The sequence below is a fragment of the Enterobacter sp. KB-221C9 genome, assembly GCF_041320715.1.
GTDB classification, from domain to species: Bacteria; Pseudomonadota; Gammaproteobacteria; order Enterobacterales; family Enterobacteriaceae; genus Enterobacter; species Enterobacter asburiae_D.
In genome coordinates this window covers 1-17,173 of the sequence record NZ_JBGIWG010000012.1, presented here as the reverse complement: position 1 = coordinate 17,173, position 17,173 = coordinate 1, and the positions used below count along the sequence as shown (strand labels likewise).

The window sequence follows — 17,173 nt, the reverse complement described above, 5'->3', positions numbered from 1 at the left end:
AGTGCGAAAACGCAGCATTCTACACTACATCCTCGCTACCTGGAAATGCACTTAGAGACAGGTATAGCGTGAAGAAAGGACGTTTTCTGTTTTAGGGTGTAAAAAATGATAAAGCCCGATGGATCACCGGGCCTCAGAAGAGAGCGTTTCAACACGAAGCTGGTCTGGTGCCAGCCCAACGCTGAGAATGACAGGCTGCCACTCCTCGCGCGCGGCGAGCGTCGGGGAGAGACCTTTAGCAAGCCAGAATCCCCCTACGCCACCCAATGCGGCACCGCACATGGCGGCCACATCGGTACCAAACAGCATCTGAAACAGGCCGCCCATAATAAACAGCCCGACCAGAGGAGAGAGGTACACCAGCATGGCGGAACTGAGCAGACTGCCTTCCGCGATGCCCAGCTCTACCTTTTGCCCCGCCATCAGCGGCTGTTCGCTTGGCACAGAAATCGTGTGTGATGTTTGCGGCCCGAGCTTATTCAGCACGCGGCTGCCGCAGCCGGCGCGGGATGCGCAGCTATTACATGAGGCTTTTACATCGCAGCTCACCAGCGCAATGCCGTTCTGCCACGAGACAACCGTCGCCCACTCTTTGATCATTGTGCGGCCCTGAATTTAATGCTGTCGGAGATGCGCTTCGCCGTTTGCGGAGGAAGTTCTCCCACAATGGTGATCTCTGCGTTATCGCGGACCGTTGTACTCACCGTACGGCGTCCGGTACGCAGCATTTGTTCGGCGCTGTTTGCCGTTGCGCGATTGATATTCACCGAGAAGCTGAACAAGCCGTCGGAATAGAGGCGCGATTCCACCGGCGTTTCAATCGTTGGCAGCTGGCGACGGCTGCTGGATACTTCGCTAAATCCTTGCGGGATCCAGGCAGGTACCCAGTTGAAATTAACGGTATCCCCGGCAGGAACAGAAAGCAGCGGCGGCAGGCTGGCCTTAGCCAGGTTCTGCATGCTGTTACCAACCTGATTGTTCACGCTGAAGGAGATAACCCGGAACTGTTCCAGCGTTTCACCGTCACGGTCGAGGAGGTCAACACGCATGGGGAGTTTGGTTTCGGCGTCAATCCAGACGATATAGCTGTAGCGCGTTCCGTCCCGGGCAACAACGCGAATCACCTCGCACAGTCTGTCCGCGATACGGGTACGCCCTACCGAAATAAAATCGTAGTAAGGGGCAAGCCGTTTGAAGTCGGTGTAAATGAGTGACGGCAGAGAATCAACAATATAGTCGCCATTCAGCGTGAAAGGCTCCAGGCCTGGCTCGAAATAGCTGATTTCGTTACCACGCTGGACAACTTCCCGACGCGGGCCATCCATCTGTAAAAGCTGGGAGAGCGGCTGATTATCAAGACGGGCATGACGGTAGCGTAACGACTCTACGCCCTGCTTATTAATGCTGATAAATGCCAACTCGTAATTGAGTGACTGGCTGGCCAGATTCATTTGCTGCAACAACGCCCCGGATGAAACATCAGCCGAGGCGTTGGCAGAGAAGAACAGGCTACCCGCCATCAGAGACATGGCGAACCAAAGTTGCTTCATTACTGCGATTGCGTTCCTAAAGTTTGGTTTCCGGGCACCTGCACAGCAGCTTGCTGTGTCTGGGCCTGCTCAAACTGAAGCTGTTCAGAGTGCAGACGACGCTGCAACTCGTAATCCTGCAACATCGCATTAATGCGACGGCGCTGCTCCTGAACCTGCTGCTGCTGACCGCCGCTGGCGGAAGCATCAGCCGGTACGCCCAGGCTTACCGGGCTGGCTTTGCCCATCATCGGCAGTGTGTTAAACACTGGCGCTTCAGGCTGCTGATTAGTTTCAGACTGAGTATTATAGTGCTGGACGCCAACAATAACTGCAAGCGATACGCATGCAGCCACACCCATTTGGGTAAGCTGGCTGGCCCACGGACGCACCTTTTGCCAGAACGGCATTTTCTGCCACTGGTGAGGCGCGGGTTGAGCTTCAGGAATCAGCGGAGTGGTCTGATGAACAGGCTCATTCTCAATCGCCGCCATGACGCGGGCTGAGATATCGAAATGGAGAACCTCGCCGGTGTCACCGCGAAGGGTGTCACGGATGAGATGGTAACTCTCCCAGGTCTCTTGCATTTCGGGTGAATGAGACAGCTCGTTGAGCAGCTCACTATCCACCGTTTCACCATCCATTAAAGCGGAAAGTTTTTCTTTCTGCATGCCTAATACCTTTTCCAGTATCCCGCTATCGTCAACGCCTGATAAGCGGTTGAACTTTATTATCAATAGCTTCTCGCGCACGGAAAATTCGTGAACGTACCGTGCCGACCGGACAATCCATGATAGCGGCTATCTCTTCATAGCTCAGACCATCCAGCTCCCGTAACGTAATTGCCATGCGTAAATCTTCCGGGAGCGACTCGATCGTGCGAAAAACGATTTGTCTCAGTTCTTCTGACAACATTAAGTTCTCAGGGTTCGAAATTTCTTTCAATGCGCCGCCACTTTCGAAGTTTTCGGCGTCGATTGCGTCCACATCACTTGAAGGCGGACGACGGCCCTGAGCGACCAGATAATTCTTTGCCGTATTGACCGCAATACGGTACAGCCAGGTATAAAAAGCACTATCTCCCCGGAAAGAATCCAGCGCGCGATAGGCCTTAATAAAAGACTCTTGCACCACATCAGGCACATCGCCTGACGGTACATAGCGGGAAACCAGGCTCGCCACCTTATGCTGGTAGCGCACCACCAGTAGGTTAAAGGCTTTCTGATCTCCCTTCTGGACCCGTTCAACCAGGACCTGGTCCGTTAACTGCTCGCTCATCCGAGGTAATGTCTCCCCAAACCTAAATTCCACGCGTTATCGAAACGCCACTCTAAAATACCGCACTTTGAGCAAGCACCGATTTAGAGTGTCTGATCTTCAATAAGTTCCGTAACGCCTTTGTTTTTGTTCATCGCGCCGCAGACCGTTCATTTTCTCTCATTATAAGTCTGTTCACGATACGCACCACTTTCTGACAAGAAACATCTTTTTCCCGCCAGAAGAGTAACGCAACACAGGCTTTATTTCACCACAAAATCTGACGCTAACGATCTGCTTCGCAAAATAATTTCACTCATTTACCCTCCGTTTACCTCCGCTTACGCGTTTAGCCATTGCAACAGCCTCTAAAAAAAACGTGCGATATATCGCATTCGGGTGCTATTCTGCCCCAACACTGTTTAGTAAATTAAACAACAATCATGAACACAACACCTGAACTTCATTGTGATGTACTGATCATCGGCAGCGGCGCTGCCGGTCTCTCGCTGGCGCTGCGCCTGGCCGAGCATCAAAACGTTATCGTTCTAAGTAAAGGACCGATAAGTGAAGGTTCCACGTTTTATGCCCAGGGCGGTATTGCCGCCGTGTTTGATGAAACAGACAGCATTGCATCCCACGTCGACGATACGCTGATTGCTGGGGCCGGGATCGTTGATGCGCACGCCGCGGAGTTTGTCGCCAGCAATGCCCGCCACTGCGTTCAGTGGCTCATCGACCAGGGCGTCTTATTCGACACTCAGATTCAACCCAACGGTGAAGAGAGCTACCACCTGACACGCGAAGGCGGCCATAGCCACCGCCGCATCCTGCACGCAGCGGATGCCACCGGAAAAGAAGTGGAAACTACGCTTGTCAGTAAAGCGCTGAACCATCCTAATATTCGCGTTCTCGAGCGAAGTAATGCCGTTGACCTGATCATTTCCGACAAGATTGGCCTGCCCGGCACGCGTCGCGTGGTGGGCGCCTGGGTCTGGAATCGTAATAAAGAGAAGGTGGAAACCTGCCGGGCGAAGGCTGTGGTGCTGGCGACGGGCGGCGCCTCCAAGGTGTATCAGTACACCACGAACCCGGACATTGCCTCCGGAGACGGTATCGCGATGGCCTGGCGCGCCGGCTGCCGGGTGGCGAACCTCGAGTTTAATCAGTTTCACCCAACGGCCCTGTTCCACCCTCAGGCGCGCAACTTCCTGCTGACGGAAGCCCTGCGCGGTGAAGGCGCTTATCTGAAGCGCCCTGACGGCTCCCGCTTTATGCCCGACTTTGACGCCAGGGGTGAACTGGCCCCGCGCGATATCGTTGCCCGCGCCATCGATCATGAAATGAAACGTCTTGGCGTGGACTGCATGTATCTGGATATCAGCCATAAGCCAGCAGAGTTCATTCGCCAGCATTTCCCGATGATTTACGAAAAGCTGCTCAATCTTGGCATTGATTTAACGCGCGATCCGGTGCCCATTGTGCCTGCGGCCCACTATACCTGCGGTGGCGTGATGGTTGACGATCATGGACGTACCGATGTGGACGGTCTGTATGCTATCGGTGAGGTCAGCTATACCGGACTTCACGGCGCGAACCGTATGGCCTCTAACTCGCTGCTTGAATGTCTGGTGTACGGCTGGTCAGCAGCGGAAGACATCACCAAGCGCATGCCTTATGCCCGCGAGACAGAGCACCTGCCTGCCTGGGATGAAAGCCGCGTGGATAATCCGGACGAGCTGGTCGTGATCCAGCACAACTGGCATGAGCTACGGCTGTTTATGTGGGACTACGTGGGGATTGTGCGCACCACGAAACGCCTGGAACGCGCCTTGCGCCGCATCACCATGCTGCAGCAGGAAATTGATGAGTACTATGCCAATTTCCGCGTATCCAATAACCTGCTGGAGCTGCGCAATCTGGTGCAGGTTGCCGAGCTGATTGTTCGCTGCGCGATGATGCGTAAAGAGAGCCGCGGGCTGCACTATACCCTGGACTACCCGGATCAGCTTGCTGAGTCCGGCCCGTCAATACTCGCCCCACAGGTTTACATAAACAGATAAAACGCCTGGGTCAGGGCAGTGTAATCTTCGGAATAACGCTGGTCTGGCCCACGGATCACCATTCGGTCATTAAAGCATTCACCCTCTTTTGGCGAGAGCGCCAGCAGCACGCGGTGCGGCAGTCGTCCTTCCGTATCCGAAATATCGGTACGCAGACGTAACGTCCAGCCGATCTCCTGCGCGATACCGATGAACGTGTTGCCGGTACTCTCTGGCAGGACCACACAGAAAAAACCTTCTTCTGAGATGAGTTCTGCCGCACTGGTGAGCAGCGCTTTATGATCGAGGGAGCCGGTATAACGCGCCTGTTCACGCTCGGGTGTCCCGCACTCAACGCCGGGCTCGTAGTAGGGAGGGTTGCTGACGATCAGATCGTAACGCGCGGTTTGTTCAGGCGCCCAGGCCAGCACATCTGCGCATTCCACCTTCATTCGGGCCGCCCACGGAGATTCGGCCATATTGTCACTCGCCTGCTCTGCGGCCTGCGCATCCAGCTCGACGGCATCAATGGTGACATGTTCTTCCGTACGCTGCGCCAGCATCAACGCCACCAGCCCGCTGCCGGTACCGATATCAAGAATACGCTTAACGCCTGCGACAGGAGCCCACGCTCCCAGTAAAATACCGTCTGTACCGACTTTCATGGCACAGCGATCGTGGGCGACAAAAAATTGTTTAAACGTAAAACCATCGCGGCGCAGCTGCGCTTTGAGTTGAGACATGTCAGGGCAACCTTCTAACTGAAACTGGAGTAGCATAGGGGAAAGCGAAGTGGCCGAAAAGCGATATCCATACAAACAGATGAAGATTACAGCCGTAACGTCTATAATCAGCGCCCCACACAGAGGTAGAACATGACTGTAACGACTTTTTCCGAACTTGAACTCGATGAAAGCCTGCTCAATGCACTTGAGAGCAAAGGCTTTACACGCCCGACCGCCATTCAGGCAGCGGCCATTCCGCCTGCGCTTGAGGGCCGCGATGTGCTCGGTTCTGCGCCAACCGGCACGGGGAAGACAGCAGCCTATTTGCTGCCTGTGTTGCAGCATCTGCTCGACTTCCCACGTAAAAAATCTGGCCCGCCGCGTATTTTAATCCTGACGCCTACGCGCGAACTGGCAATGCAGGTTGCCGATCACGCGCGTGAACTCGCGGCAAATACTCATCTGGATATCGCCACCATCACCGGCGGCGTTGCGTATATGAACCACGCCGAAGTGTTCAGCGAAAACCAGGACATCGTCGTTGCGACGACGGGCCGTCTGCTGCAGTACATTAAAGAAGAGAACTTCGACTGCCGCGCGGTTGAAACGCTGATCCTCGACGAAGCCGACCGTATGCTGGACTTGGGCTTCGCACAGGATATCGAGCACATTGCCGGGGAAACGCGCTGGCGTAACCAGACGATGCTGTTCTCTGCCACCCTCGAAGGGGAAGCGATCAAAGACTTCGCAGAGCGTCTGCTGGAAGATCCGGTGGAAGTCTCGGCGACGCCGTCCACCCGCGAGCGTAAGAAGATCCACCAGTGGTACTACCGCGCGGACAACCTCGAGCACAAGGTCGAATTGCTTAAACACCTGCTGAAGCAGGAAGATGCTCTGCGCACAATCGTGTTTGTGCGCAAGCGCGAGCGCGTGCACGAGCTGGCTGAAATGCTGCGTAACGCCGGGATCAACAACTGCTATCTTGAAGGCGAGATGGCGCAGATCAAGCGTACCGAAGGCATCAAGCGCCTGACCGACGGTCGCGTTAACGTGCTGGTTGCGACTGACGTTGCCGCTCGTGGGATCGACATCCCGGACGTCAGCCACGTCATTAACTTCGATATGCCGCGCAGCGGAGATACCTACCTGCACCGTATTGGCCGTACCGGCCGCGCGGGCCGCAAAGGGATTGCGATTTCACTGGTCGAAGCGCATGACTACCTGCTGCTGCAGAAAATTGGCCGCTATGTTGATGAGCCGCTGAAAGCACGCGTTATTGACGAACTCCGCCCGACCACGCGCGCACCGAGTGAAAAGATGACGGGTAAACCGTCCAAGAAAGCGCTCGCGAAACGTGCTGAGAGAAAAGAGAAAGAAAAAGAGAAGCCGCGCGTGAAGCAGCGCCACCGCGATACCAAAAATATTGGTAAGCGCCGTAAGCCAAGCTCTGCCGCACCAGAGACGAAAACTGAAGAGTAAAAAAAAGCCGGGGATTTCCCCGGCTTTTTTATTCCCCCCCTGCTGAAGCCGTTACAGGCTTTCAGTAAAGGTACGGGCAATAACGTCGCGCTGCTGTTCTGGAGTCAGTGAGTTAAAGCGAACCGCATAGCCGGACACGCGGATAGTCAGCTGCGGGTATTTTTCAGGGTGCTCAACCGCGTCCATCAGCGTTTCGCGGCGCAGTACGTTTACGTTCAGGTGCTGACCACCTTCCACGCGCACTTCCGGTTTCACTTCCATTGGAATTTCACGGTACTCGATTTCGCCCAGTTTGCTCACCGGCACGATTTCATCTTCAGCAAAACCCGCTTTCGCAACGACACAGCGCGCTTCGTTTTTCTCGCTGTCCAGCAGCCAGAAAGAATTGAGCAGATCGTCATTTGCAGCTTTAGTAATCTGGATACCTGTAATCATGTGTTGCCTCCCTAGGCTACATTAACTGATGTCGGCCTCTCGCGGCCAATTGGTAAAACCATTGTTTCTTGTGTGTATATATATCATTCACACCCCGGTGATTTATTGATTTAAATCAACAAAAACACCAACCACATAAAGAGTGTGGTTTGAATTTATTGTTTTAGATCAATTTCGCAGCCTTACCAATTCAACTCGCCCTGCATCTTTTCAAAATAAATTTAGCCACTTAGCGCACTTTTCAGCGCGTAATTTTGCTCACCGGGGTTAAACAGGTAAGCTAGTCGCAGATTGAGATTCGCAGGAGAGCGAGATGACAACACCTTTAACCTGGCATGACGTGCTGGCAGAAGAAAAGCAGCAGCCTTATTTTATCAATACGCTCAGCAACGTTGCCGCTGAGCGTCAGTCCGGACAGACGATTTACCCGCCGCAGAAAGATGTGTTCAACGCCTTTCGCTACACCGAGTTGAGCGATGTGAAAGTGGTCATTCTGGGTCAGGATCCCTATCACGGCCCTGGGCAGGCGCATGGGCTGGCGTTTTCCGTCCGTCCGGGCGTGGCTATCCCCCCTTCTCTGCTCAACATGTATAAAGAGCTTGAGGGAACCGTGCCCGGTTTTGCCCGGCCAAACCACGGCTACCTGGAAAGCTGGGCGCGCCAGGGCGTGCTGTTACTGAATACGGTGCTTACCGTACGGGCGGGCCAGGCGCACTCGCACGCCAGCCTTGGGTGGGAGACCTTTACCGATAAAGTCATCAGCCTTATCAACGAGCATCGTGAAGGGGTCGTGTTTTTACTCTGGGGTTCTCACGCGCAGAAGAAAGGGGCGATTATCGATCCTCAGCGTCATCACGTGTTGAAAGCACCGCACCCGTCACCGCTGTCTGCGCATCGCGGTTTCTTTGGCAGTAATCATTTTGTTCTGGCGAATGAATGGCTGGAAAAACGTGGCGAAACGCCAATTGACTGGATGCCTGTATTACCGGCAGAGAGCGAGTAGGATTTGAATGTGCCGGGTCAGGCCCGGCACATTAAGAGGCTTATGCCTTGTTCTGACGCCACCACTCGGCCAGCAGTACGCCGGTTGCAACGGATACGTTCAGACTTTCCACATTGCCTGTTCCGTCGATAGAGACGCTCAGATCCGCACTGGAGAGCGCCGCGTCAGACAGACCATCGCGTTCCTGACCCAGCACCAGCACCATTTTACGCGGCAGCGTCGCTTTAAACAGCGGCGTACCGGCATGGCTCGAGGTGGTCACGATGGAGTAGCCCGCTTTGCGGAACTGCTCAAGGGCGTCCAGAACGCTGTCGCCGGTGATCGGCTGTACGTGCTCGGCTCCGCCTTCCGCAGTACGGATCGCGGCGCCGGATTCCAGCAGCGCGGCATCCTGCAACAGCACGCCTTTCACGCCAAAGTGCGCGCAGCTGCGCATCATTGCGCCCAGGTTGTGCGGGTTACCCACATCTTCCAGCGCCAGCACGCAGTCATCGGCATCTGCCTGGCTGACCCACTGCTGCACGGTCGTGCCGTTACGTTTTTTGATCAGGAAGCAGACGCCGCCGTGGTGTTCAGTACCGGACGCTTTCGTCAGCTCGGCATCATCCACGACGTGGTAGGCTTTGCGGTTCGCGGCCATCCAGCGCAGCGCTTCTTTGAAGCGCGGGGTCACGCTCTGGATGAACCAGGCGCGGACGATACACTCAGGACGGCTCTGGAACAGCGCCTGACAGGCGTTCTCGCCATACACGCGGGTCTCTTCCGCACGCTGACGGCGCAGCACTTCCGGATCGATAAAGCTTTTACCGCTGATACCGCCGTGATCGGCTTTTTCCGGCGTCTCATCGCCAGGGGCGCGAGAAACAGTGCGCCACGGGGAGGCATTATCGCGTGAGAAGTCATCACGTGGACGATCGTCGCGTGGACGTTCACTGCGTGGGCGGTCGGAACGCGGACGGTCATCGCGTTTGCGATCGTCACGTTTGCGGTCATCACCGCGGTTATTTCTGTCATCGCGGGCGGGGCGACGGCCACCGTCTGCACGAGAAGACGCCGGACGCCCGCCACCTTTTCCGGTACGCGGATTTTGGGTGCGTTTATCAGAGTCATCATCACTGCGGACATACATCACTTTGACCTTGCCGCTTTTGTTTTTCATTTCGTCGTTCATGCTTTTCTCCACCAGCGCTGCGCGAAGCGCGCAGATTACCCGATGTGCCAGCGCATAGCCATAATTTCATACAAAAGCCTGTGACTATTGTTCTCATTGAATAAAACGCATTGTTGTTTCAAACAGGCTCATTGATAATATGTAACATATTAGAAACATTATCGGCGTTCCGCCGCTGTCCCGCGGCTCTATCAGAGGTTAGTTATGAATACCGTATGTGCCAACTGTCAGGCTCTTAATCGCATTCCGGACGATCGGATGGAAGATGGTGCGAAATGCGGACGTTGTGGCCATGAATTATTTGATGGCGATGTCATTAACGCGACGGGTGCTACGCTGGACAAACTCCTCAAGGACGATCTTCCTGTCGTGATCGATTTCTGGGCGCCATGGTGCGGCCCATGCCGTAGCTTCGCGCCGATCTTCGAAGATGTGGCCGAAGAGCGCAGCGGAAAAATGCGGTTCGTTAAGGTCAATACCGAAGCCGAACCCGAACTGAGCGCGCGTTTTCGTATTCGCAGCATCCCGACCATTATGATTTTCAAAAATGGTGAAGTGATCGATATGCTCAACGGTGCGGTTCCAAAAGCGCCTTTTGAAAGCTGGTTAAACGAGTCGCTGTAACATTCACGGGGCACACCTTGTGCCCCGCTCCCGCCTCTGCGAAAATAGTGTTTTTCCTGCATTTCGCCCATGACTGATAACGCTGTCCTTAAATTACGCACCGAACGCCTTGCGCGCGCCACCCGACCGTTCCTCGCCCGAGGCAACCGTATTCGCCGCTGTCAGCGCTGCCTGCTGCCGCTGAAGGTTTGTCTGTGCGAGACGCTGGCTCCGAGTACGGCGGAGAGCCGTTTTTGTCTGGTCATGTTCGATACCGAGCCGATGAAACCCAGCAATACCGGGCGTCTTATCGCCGATATTCTGCCGGATACCGCCGCGTTTCAGTGGTCCCGTACGGAGCCACCTCAGGCCCTGCTCGACTTAGTGGCAAGCCAGGACTATCAGCCGATGGTCGTTTTCCCCGCGTCATATGCAGGCGTGGATCGCCAGGTGCTTTCAGTGCCGCCATCCGGGAAACCACCGCTGTTTATTATGCTGGACGGCACCTGGACCGAAGCGCGGAAAATGTTTCGCAAAAGCCCCTATCTCGACGCGCTACCGGTGATTTCTGTCGATCTTTCCCGCGTCTCCGCCTACCGCCTGCGTGAGGCGCATGCTGACGGGCAATACTGCACCGCCGAAGTAGCCATTGCGCTTCTGGATTTAGCGGGAGATACCGCTGCAGCTGGGGCCCTGGGCAACCATTTCTCATGCTTCCGGGAGCGCTATCTGGCGGGAAAAACCGTTCATAAGGGCAGCGTCACAGCACTCGAGCCAGAAAGCGTTTAAAATCATCAGGTCGCTTGCATTCACAGGAGGCCTGCATGAGCCAGCGAGGGTTAGAAGCGCTACTTCGTCCTAAATCCATTGCCGTCATCGGCGCATCAATGAAACCGGATCGTGCTGGCTATCTGATGATGCGCAACCTGCTGGCCGGGGGTTTTAATGGCCCCGTCATGCCCGTCACGCCGGCTTATAAGGCCGTTCAGGGGGTGCTTGCATGGCCTGACGTACAAAGCCTGCCTTTCGTGCCGGATCTTGCCATACTCTGTACAAACGCGAAGCGTAACCCGGAACTGCTGGAATCACTCGGCAAGAAGGGGTGTAAAACCTGCATTATTCTCTCGTCTCCGCCTGAACAAAAAGCCGAGCTTCTGGCCTGCGCCAGCCGCTATCAAATGCGCATTCTTGGGCCAAACAGTCTGGGCCTGCTTGCCCCCTGGCAGGGGCTGAATGCCAGTTTCTCCCCGGTTCCAATCCGCAAAGGCAAACTCGCGTTTATCTCGCAGTCGGCTGCGGTATCGAACACCATCCTCGACTGGGCGCAGCAGCGTGAAATGGGATTCTCCTACTTCATTGCCCTGGGCGACAGCCTGGATATCGATGTTGATGAGCTACTGGATTTTCTGGCGCGTGACGGCAAAACCAGTGCGATCCTGCTTTATCTTGAGCACCTCAGCGACGCGCGTCGTTTTGTCTCGGCTTCCCGAAGCGCTTCGCGCAATAAGCCGATCCTGGTGATCAAAAGCGGACGAAGCCCTGCGGCGCAGCGTCTGCTGCATTCGCATTCCGGCATGGATCCCGCCTGGGACGCCGCCATCCAGCGCGCGGGGTTGCTGCGGGTACAGGATACGCACGAGCTTTTTTCCGCCGTTGAGACGTTAAGCCATATGCGTCCGCTGCGCGGCGAGAAGTTGATGATTGTCAGTAACGGTGCAGCCCCTGCCGCGCTCGCGCTGGATGAGCTTTGGCGGCGCTTCGGCAAGCTGGCTACGCTGAATGAAGAGACGCTGCAGCGCCTGAAAGAAGCGCTTCCAAGCAGCGTGACGCCCGGCAATCCGCTTGATTTGCGCGATGACGCCAGCAGTGACCGCTATACCAGGGCAATCTCCATTTTGCTGGATAGCCAGGATTTTGATGCGCTGATGATTATCCACTCTCCCAGCGCGGTCGCACCGGGCAGCGAAAGCGCGCGGGCGCTCATTGACGCCGTGCGCAACCATCCGCGAGGCAAATATGTCACCCTGCTTACCAACTGGTGCGGTGAATTTTCCTCTCAGGAGGCGCGGCGCTTGTTCAGCGAGGCCGGGCTGCCGACCTACCGCACGCCTGAAGGCACCATCACCGCGTTCATGCATATGGTGGAATATCGCCGCAACCAGAAACAGCTGCGTGAGACGCCGGCTTTGCCCGGAAATCTGACGGCGAACACCGTCGACGTTCACCGGCTGTTGCAGCAGGCCATTGAAGAAGGCGCGACGTCGCTTGATACGCATGAGGTCCAGCCCATTCTGGGCAGCTACGGGATGCAAACCCTGCCGACCTGGATCGCCAGCGACAGCGCCGAGGCCGTGCATATTGCCGAGCAAATTGGCTATCCGGTTGCCCTGAAGCTGCGCTCCCCGGATATCCCGCATAAGTCTGATGTTCAGGGGGTTATGTTATACCTGCGTACGGCGAGTGAGGTGCAGCAGGCAGCTGATGCCATTTTCGACCGGGTCAAAATGGCCTGGCCGCAGGCAAGGATCCACGGATTGCTGGTGCAAAGCATGGCCAACCGCGCTGGGGCTCAGGAATTACGGGTGGTGGTCGAACACGATCCCGTCTTCGGCCCGCTCATTATGCTTGGAGAGGGCGGCGTTGAGTGGCGCCCGGAGGAGCAGGCCGTGGTCGCTTTACCGCCGCTGAACATGAACCTGGCGCGTTATCTGATCATCCAGGCGATTAAAAGTAAAAAGATCCGTGGCCGGAGCGCGCTGCGTCCGCTTGATATTGCCGGATTAAGCCAGTTTCTGGTGCAGGTGTCTAACCTGATTGTGGACTGTGCCGAGATCCAGCGGCTGGACATTCATCCGCTGCTCGCCTCCGGCAATGAGTTTACGGCGCTGGACGTGACCCTGGATATCGCACCCTTCGAAGGAGACAGAGAGAGCCGTCTGGCAATCCGCCCGTATCCTCTGCAGCTGGAGGAGTGGGTTGAGATGAAGAATGGGGAACGCGCCTTGTTCCGCCCTATTCTGCCGGAAGATGAGCCCCAGCTGCGGGCCTTTATCTCTCAGGTCACGAAAGAGGATCTTTATTATCGCTATTTTAGCGAAATCAACGAATTTACCCACGATGATTTAGCCAATATGACCCAGATCGACTACGATCGAGAAATGGCGTTTGTTGCCGTTCGTCGCTCCGATAAGGGGGATGAGATCCTCGGCGTCACGCGTGCTATTTCTGACCCGGATAACGTCGATGCGGAGTTTGCGGTACTGGTGCGCTCCGATCTTAAAGGCCTGGGTCTGGGAAGACGGCTGCTGGAAAAACTCATCAGTTATACGCGAGATCACGGATTATTACGCCTCAATGGCATTACTATGCCTAACAATCGCGGTATGGTGACCCTGGCGCGAAAACTTGGGTTTGACGTTGATATTCAGCTGGACGAAGGTATTGTGGCCTTGTCCCTCAGTCTGACATCAGCAGACAAACGCGAGTAAGCTACTGGAAATGTTACCCACTTTGGACGGGACTGGTGGTATCATTGTCCGCTTATGTTGTTTGCATGGTACAGACAACCCTTCAATGAACAGAGAAGAAACGCACTGTGATGTTGTCAAAATTTAAGCGTAATAAACATCAACAACACCTTGCTCAACTACCGAAGATTTCTCAGTCAGTTGATGATGTAGAGTTCTTTTACGCTCCCGCTCATTTTCGGGAGACGCTTCTGGAAAAGATTGCCAGCGCCACGCGACGCATTTGCATTGTGGCGCTGTATCTTGAACAGGATGAAGGCGGGCGCGCGATCCTGAACGCGCTCTATGAAGCCAAACGTCAGCGCCCGGAACTCGATGTTCGCGTGCTGGTAGACTGGCATCGCGCTCAGCGTGGCCGTATTGGCGCTGCCGCGTCAAACACCAATGCTGACTGGTATTGCCGCACGGCGCAGGAAAACCCTGGCGTCGATGTCCCTGTTTATGGCGTCCCGGTTAATACCCGTGAAGCGCTCGGAGTACTTCATTTCAAGGGCTTCATCATTGATGACAGCGTGCTTTACAGCGGCGCAAGTCTGAATGATGTTTACCTTCATCAGCTCGATAAATATCGCTACGACCGCTACCATCTGATCCGTAATCCGCAGATGGCCGATATCATGTTCAACTGGGTTGATAAAAATCTGGTCCATGGCCGCGGTGTTAATCGCCTTGACGATCCCGAACGTCCTAAAAGCCCGGAAATCAAAAACGATGTTCGCGCCTTCCGCCAGGAGCTGCGTGATGCGGTCTATCATTTCCAGGGCGATGCGAACAACGAAGAGTTATCCGTTACTCCGCTGGTAGGGCTCGGTAAATCAAGCCTGCTGAACAAAACGATCTTCCATCTGATGCCGTGCGCGGAGCAGAAACTCACTATCTGTACGCCGTACTTCAACCTTCCTGCCGTGCTGGTGCGTAATATCATTCAGCTGCTGCGCGACGGTAAAAAGGTGGAAATCATCGTTGGTGATAAAACCGCAAACGACTTCTTCATTCCTGAAGATCAGCCTTTCAAAATCATCGGTGCGCTGCCTTATCTCTATGAGATTAACCTGCGCCGTTTCCTGAGCCGTTTACAGTATTACGTAAACACTGACCAGCTGGTTGTGCGTCTCTGGAAAGATGAGGACAACACATACCATCTGAAAGGAATGTGGGTCGACGATGAGTGGATGCTGCTGACCGGTAACAACCTGAACCCACGCGCGTGGCGACTGGATCTGGAAAACGCTATCCTGATCCATGACCCGCATCATGAGTTAGCCGCAAAACGTGAGCGTGAGCTCGAGCTGATTCGCACACATACCACTGTGGTTAATCATTACCGCGAGCTGCAGAGCATTGCCGATTATCCGGTGAAAGTCCGCAAGCTTATCCGCCGCTTACGTCGTATCCGTATCGACCGACTTATCAGCCGTATTCTGTAATGTCCAGGCCCTGCCACCCGCAGGGCTTTTTATGGGGCCCGTTGATGCGTATTCCTCTGTTACTGAGCGTCTTCTTTCTGAGTGGCTGTAGCCATATGGCCAACGATAGCTGGTCCGGACAGGATAAAGCACTGCATTTCATTGCTTCCGCTATGTTGTCCGCAGCCGGTAATGAATATGCGCAGCATCAGGGATACAGTCGGGATCGTAGCGCGGCGATAGGGTTGATGTTCTCAGTGGGTCTTGGGGCATCAAAAGAACTGTGGGATAGCCGCCCCGCAGGGAGCGGCTGGAGCTGGAAAGATTTCGCCTGGGATGTCGCCGGCGCAACGACCGGCTATGCCGTGTGGCAGATGGCACGCTATTAAAGTCGAATGCCTTTCCCTTTGCGATGCAGCATCAGGGAAACAACAAAGGCCAGTGCGCCCATTATCGTTACGTACCAGAAGAATGTCGTTTCACTTCCCCATGATTTAAGCGATAACGCAACGTACTCCGCCGATCCGCCAAATAGCGCATTAGCTACCGCATAAGAGAGCCCTACCCCTAAAGCACGTACCTGCGCCGGGAACATTTCAGCTTTCAGTATCCCGCTGATAGAGGTATAGAAACTGACAATCACCATCGCCAGCATCACCAGCGCAAACGCGGCATACGACGAAGTCACATGCTGAAGGGCAGACAGAATAGGTACGGTACATAACGCCGACAGCCCGCCAAAAATCAGCATCGACGTGCGTCGACCGATTTTATCCGAGAGCGCACCGATAATTGGTTGTATGAGCATAAAGACAAACAGCGCCACGGTCATGACTACGCTGGCGACATTTGCGTGCATGCCGGTGGTGTTCACCAGGTACTTCTGCATATAGGTGGTGAACGTGTAGAAACTAAGAGAGCCGCCCGCAGTAAAGCCCAGCACCATAAGGAAAGCTTTGCGGTTACGCCATAATCCTTTGAATGTTCCCGCCTCCTTCAGCGTTCTGACTTCCTTCTGAGAGGTTTCATCTAACTGACGGCGTAGCCAAAGTGCGACGATCGCCAGCACAGCGCCCATCGCGAAAGGAATTCGCCATCCCCAGGCGTGAAGTTGTTCGTCCGTCAAAATCTGCTGCAGGATCACCACCACAAGAATGGCCAGCAGTTGACCACCAATCAGCGTGACGTACTGGAATGAGGCGTAAAAACCTTTACGGCCTTCCAGTGCAATCTCACTCATGTAGGTCGCACTGGTACCGTATTCACCGCCCACCGATAATCCCTGGAATAAGCGGGCCAGTAAAAGTAGCGCCGGTGCCCAGGTCCCAATCGATTCGTATCCCGGTAAACAGGCGATCACCAGAGAGCCAAAGCACATCATACACACCGAGATCAGCATAGAAGCCTTACGCCCGCGACGATCCGCAATGCGACCGAACAGCCAGCCCCCGATGGGCCGCATTAAAAACCCTGCGGCAAATACCCCCGCCGTTTGAAGAAGTTGCGTGGTGGTGTTGCCGGAGGGGAAGAAAATATGTGCGAAATAGAGTGAACAGAATGAGTAGACGTAAAAGTCGAACCATTCAACCAGATTCCCTGAAGAGGCACTGACGATTGCCCATACCCTTCTTCGGGTATCACTGTTAGCCAGCGTCCCGTTTGATGTAATACTTTCTGTCATTGTGATTATGCTCCTGCCATAAACAGCGGCGTATTGAGCCAGGAGACTCAATTACCTCGTAAATGAAATGTTATAATTTTGTTATAAATAACATTGAGACAGAGATCACACATTCCATTAGCAGGATAAGGGATTAAGAGAAAGGCCAGATTGGGAAAGCACAAAGCAAAAAACCCCGCACCTTACGGTACGGGGTTCTTCTAATTGATGCCTGGCAGTTCCCTACTCTCACATGGGGAGACCCCACACTACCATCGGCGCTACGGCGTTTCACTTCTGAGTTCGGCATGGGGTCAGGTGGGACCACCGCGCTAA

Annotated in this window: 17 protein-coding genes and 1 rRNA gene; 8 read left to right on the top strand and 10 right to left on the bottom strand. The window is 54.8% G+C overall.

Translation table 11 applies throughout. The features are described from left to right. Positions 1–123: 123 nt before the first annotated feature. Genes rseC through rseD form a run of 5 tightly spaced genes read right to left on the bottom strand, consistent with a single transcriptional unit; the run spans position 124 to position 2,866 of the window. A complete protein-coding gene (gene rseC, locus AB8846_RS17175) occupies positions 124–600 on the bottom strand; it encodes a SoxR-reducing system protein RseC (protein WP_023308850.1) in 477 nt (158 codons plus the stop codon). Next, on the bottom strand, positions 597–1,550 hold the full coding sequence (rseB, locus tag AB8846_RS17170) for a sigma-E factor regulatory protein RseB (RefSeq protein ID WP_063143396.1): 954 nt from the start codon (positions 1,548–1,550) through the stop codon (positions 597–599). Before rseB ends, rseC begins: the two co-directional genes overlap by 4 nt. After that, positions 1,550–2,200: an anti-sigma-E factor RseA gene (gene rseA, locus AB8846_RS17165; protein ID WP_008502186.1), complete on the bottom strand. Its 651-nt coding sequence runs from the start codon at positions 2,198–2,200 to the stop codon at positions 1,550–1,552. The genes rseB and rseA overlap by 1 nt, the downstream gene beginning before the upstream one ends. A 31-nt stretch (positions 2,201–2,231) precedes the next feature. Beyond that, on the bottom strand, positions 2,232–2,807 hold the full coding sequence (gene rpoE, locus AB8846_RS17160; RefSeq protein WP_006176728.1) for an RNA polymerase sigma factor RpoE: 576 nt from the start codon (positions 2,805–2,807) through the stop codon (positions 2,232–2,234). Continuing rightward, positions 2,804–2,866, bottom strand: a complete 63-nt coding sequence (rseD, locus tag AB8846_RS17155) for a rpoE leader peptide RseD (RefSeq protein WP_229255512.1) — start codon at positions 2,864–2,866, stop codon at positions 2,804–2,806. The genes rpoE and rseD overlap by 4 nt, the downstream gene beginning before the upstream one ends. Before the next feature lie 363 nt (positions 2,867–3,229). Here rseD and nadB point away from each other — a divergent pair, with 363 nt between their 5' ends. Then, on the top strand, positions 3,230–4,849 hold the full coding sequence (nadB, locus tag AB8846_RS17150; RefSeq protein WP_331411552.1) for an L-aspartate oxidase: 1,620 nt from the start codon (positions 3,230–3,232) through the stop codon (positions 4,847–4,849). Here the strand turns inward: nadB and AB8846_RS17145 are convergent. Beyond that, positions 4,834–5,571, bottom strand: coding sequence for a tRNA1(Val) (adenine(37)-N6)-methyltransferase (locus AB8846_RS17145; RefSeq protein WP_023344703.1), 738 nt, complete (start codon positions 5,569–5,571; stop codon positions 4,834–4,836). The genes nadB and AB8846_RS17145 overlap by 16 nt on opposite strands. Before the next feature lie 132 nt (positions 5,572–5,703). Here AB8846_RS17145 and srmB point away from each other — a divergent pair, with 132 nt between their 5' ends. After that, positions 5,704–7,032: an ATP-dependent RNA helicase SrmB gene (gene srmB / locus AB8846_RS17140; RefSeq protein WP_331411550.1), complete on the top strand. Its 1,329-nt coding sequence runs from the start codon at positions 5,704–5,706 to the stop codon at positions 7,030–7,032. A 51-nt stretch (positions 7,033–7,083) separates the two neighbouring features. Here srmB and grcA read toward each other — a convergent pair whose 3' ends face one another. Next, a complete protein-coding gene (grcA, locus tag AB8846_RS17135) occupies positions 7,084–7,467 on the bottom strand; it encodes an autonomous glycyl radical cofactor GrcA (protein WP_008502190.1) in 384 nt (127 codons plus the stop codon). A 313-nt stretch (positions 7,468–7,780) separates the two neighbouring features. Between grcA and ung the strand changes: the two genes are divergently transcribed. After that, complete coding sequence (gene ung / locus AB8846_RS17130) at positions 7,781–8,470, top strand: uracil-DNA glycosylase (protein WP_370733245.1); 690 nt, start codon at positions 7,781–7,783, stop codon at positions 8,468–8,470. A gap of 40 nt (positions 8,471–8,510) precedes the next feature. Here the strand turns inward: ung and AB8846_RS17125 are convergent, their stop codons facing one another. Further along, positions 8,511–9,641: a tRNA/rRNA methyltransferase gene (locus tag AB8846_RS17125; protein ID WP_331411547.1), complete on the bottom strand. Its 1,131-nt coding sequence runs from the start codon at positions 9,639–9,641 to the stop codon at positions 8,511–8,513. 204 nt (positions 9,642–9,845) lie between these two features. On the opposite strand from AB8846_RS17125, the gene trxC reads away from it, so the two are divergent. The 5 genes from trxC (at position 9,846) to AB8846_RS17100 (ending at position 15,566) form a co-directional block, all read left to right on the top strand. Continuing rightward, positions 9,846–10,265: a thioredoxin TrxC gene (gene trxC / locus AB8846_RS17120; protein WP_023308858.1), complete on the top strand. Its 420-nt coding sequence runs from the start codon at positions 9,846–9,848 to the stop codon at positions 10,263–10,265. Positions 10,266–10,334: 69 nt separating this feature from the next. Beyond that, positions 10,335–11,033, top strand: coding sequence for a tRNA-uridine aminocarboxypropyltransferase (locus AB8846_RS17115; RefSeq protein WP_370733244.1), 699 nt, complete (start codon positions 10,335–10,337; stop codon positions 11,031–11,033). A gap of 35 nt (positions 11,034–11,068) precedes the next feature. Next, complete coding sequence (gene pat / locus AB8846_RS17110; protein ID WP_370733243.1) at positions 11,069–13,732, top strand: protein lysine acetyltransferase; 2,664 nt, start codon at positions 11,069–11,071, stop codon at positions 13,730–13,732. A 110-nt stretch (positions 13,733–13,842) separates the two neighbouring features. Then, positions 13,843–15,198 (top strand): CDP-diacylglycerol--serine O-phosphatidyltransferase, encoded by a 1,356-nt coding sequence (pssA, locus tag AB8846_RS17105; RefSeq protein ID WP_370733300.1) that lies wholly within the window; start codon positions 13,843–13,845, stop codon positions 15,196–15,198. 44 nt (positions 15,199–15,242) lie between these two features. After that, positions 15,243–15,566 (top strand): YfiM family lipoprotein, encoded by a 324-nt coding sequence (locus AB8846_RS17100; RefSeq protein ID WP_370733242.1) that lies wholly within the window; start codon positions 15,243–15,245, stop codon positions 15,564–15,566. On the opposite strand, the gene AB8846_RS17095 is transcribed toward AB8846_RS17100, so the two are convergent. Both AB8846_RS17095 and rrf read right to left on the bottom strand, forming a co-directional pair. Beyond that, positions 15,563–16,858, bottom strand: a complete 1,296-nt coding sequence (locus tag AB8846_RS17095; protein WP_370733241.1) for an MFS transporter — start codon at positions 16,856–16,858, stop codon at positions 15,563–15,565. The two genes, AB8846_RS17100 and AB8846_RS17095, sit on opposite strands and share 4 nt — an antisense overlap. Positions 16,859–17,067: 209 nt before the next feature. After that, positions 17,068–17,173, bottom strand: a 5S ribosomal RNA gene (gene rrf, locus AB8846_RS17090); the annotation flags it as partial.

Coding starts and splice junctions, on each gene's coding strand:
- rseC (WP_023308850.1), bottom strand. CDS start 600: ATGATCAAAGAGTGGGCGACGGTTGTCTCGTGGCAGAACGGCATTGCG.
- rseB (WP_063143396.1), bottom strand. CDS start 1,550: ATGAAGCAACTTTGGTTCGCCATGTCTCTGATGGCGGGTAGCCTGTTC.
- rseA (WP_008502186.1), bottom strand. CDS start 2,200: ATGCAGAAAGAAAAACTTTCCGCTTTAATGGATGGTGAAACGGTGGAT.
- rpoE (WP_006176728.1), bottom strand. CDS start 2,807: ATGAGCGAGCAGTTAACGGACCAGGTCCTGGTTGAACGGGTCCAGAAG.
- nadB (WP_331411552.1), top strand. CDS start 3,230: ATGAACACAACACCTGAACTTCATTGTGATGTACTGATCATCGGCAGC.
- AB8846_RS17145 (WP_023344703.1), bottom strand. CDS start 5,571: ATGTCTCAACTCAAAGCGCAGCTGCGCCGCGATGGTTTTACGTTTAAA.
- srmB (WP_331411550.1), top strand. CDS start 5,704: ATGACTGTAACGACTTTTTCCGAACTTGAACTCGATGAAAGCCTGCTC.
- grcA (WP_008502190.1), bottom strand. CDS start 7,467: ATGATTACAGGTATCCAGATTACTAAAGCTGCAAATGACGATCTGCTC.
- ung (WP_370733245.1), top strand. CDS start 7,781: ATGACAACACCTTTAACCTGGCATGACGTGCTGGCAGAAGAAAAGCAG.
- AB8846_RS17125 (WP_331411547.1), bottom strand. CDS start 9,641: ATGAACGACGAAATGAAAAACAAAAGCGGCAAGGTCAAAGTGATGTAT.
- trxC (WP_023308858.1), top strand. CDS start 9,846: ATGAATACCGTATGTGCCAACTGTCAGGCTCTTAATCGCATTCCGGAC.
- AB8846_RS17115 (WP_370733244.1), top strand. CDS start 10,335: ATGACTGATAACGCTGTCCTTAAATTACGCACCGAACGCCTTGCGCGC.
- pat (WP_370733243.1), top strand. CDS start 11,069: ATGAGCCAGCGAGGGTTAGAAGCGCTACTTCGTCCTAAATCCATTGCC.
- pssA (WP_370733300.1), top strand. CDS start 13,843: ATGTTGTCAAAATTTAAGCGTAATAAACATCAACAACACCTTGCTCAA.
- AB8846_RS17100 (WP_370733242.1), top strand. CDS start 15,243: ATGCGTATTCCTCTGTTACTGAGCGTCTTCTTTCTGAGTGGCTGTAGC.
- AB8846_RS17095 (WP_370733241.1), bottom strand. CDS start 16,858: ATGACAGAAAGTATTACATCAAACGGGACGCTGGCTAACAGTGATACC.